The sequence below is a fragment of the Corynebacterium sp. HMSC056E09 genome (genome assembly GCF_001813425.1).
Taxonomy (GTDB): Bacteria; Actinomycetota; Actinomycetes; order Mycobacteriales; family Mycobacteriaceae; genus Corynebacterium; species Corynebacterium hesseae.
Window position 1 is genome coordinate 1 of sequence record NZ_KV812531.1, and the last position, 924, is coordinate 924.

Sequence of the window (924 nt, forward strand, 5' to 3'; positions counted from 1 at the left end):
TGAATCTTTCGGTCAACATCATCGTAAAATGCTGCACGATCATCTTTTCCGGATAGTCGTTTCTGCTGCGCATGGGCCCATTTGTAGTATCCAGACCGAGATACTTTTAATAGTCGTGCCATGCGTTTGATGCTGTAGTTCGCCTTCTCCTGCTGCATTAGTTCGAACTTTTCTGCTCGCGTTGCTTCGCGGCGAAGAAGGCTGTCGCTTTTGACAAAAACTCGTTATCCATCTTGGCTTCTGCCAACTCACGGCGCAGACGAGCATTCTCAGCACGAAGATCAGCCTCACTCATCCCATCCGAGGCTCCTCGGCGTTCACGCTCGAGTTTGACCCATTTTCCTAAAAGCCCGGCGGAAACACCAATCTCCTTAGCCACATGAGCGATCGGTCGCTCCGACTCGATTACCAGATTCGCGGCTTCACGCCGGTACTCCGGCGTGTACTTCTTGCGCTGTTGACTCACAATGAACATCCTCTCTTACGGACACAAGATCCGTACAAATAGGGTGTCCACTAAACGAGGGTAACCTCATTAGCGTCTTGTCGCAGTGCTCCGTGGTTACGCATAAATATGTGGAGTTCATTGGCTACCTTGCGTAGTTCATCTCGACCCGCTGACCCGTTCGAGGCTGTAATCAACCGCTTGACAGCTTCGGAATCAGGCAAAGAACCAAAGTACGCACCGTCTGCACGCGTCAAGATTTCTGGCTCGTCCGCACCTTTGCGATGGATGTAAAAGCTCTGCTTCAACTCGTCCGCTGTCTCGCCGGATGCAGCGACAGCGAACACATCGAATTTTTCAGAGAGATGTTTTGCGTAGTGTAGAACACCATCGACCGCGTTCTTCACTGGATTGTTTGTTGTAACGTCACGGCCCGTTGTTCCCCCGGGCCTGCCCCCCGGAAAGTAGACACGTCGGGG

2 protein-coding genes are annotated in these 924 nt (G+C 52.2%); both read right to left on the reverse strand.

Going from position 1 to position 924, the window contains the following annotated elements; all coding sequences use genetic code 11:
* Positions 1 to 157 precede the first annotated feature (157 nt).
* Positions 158 to 466, reverse strand: a complete 309-nt coding sequence (locus HMPREF2912_RS12445; RefSeq protein WP_246816559.1) for a transposase — start codon at positions 464 to 466, stop codon at positions 158 to 160.
* 50 nt (positions 467 to 516) lie between these two features.
* On the reverse strand, positions 517 to 924 hold a 408-nt coding region (locus HMPREF2912_RS12450; RefSeq protein ID WP_210396404.1), incomplete at its 5' end, for a hypothetical protein.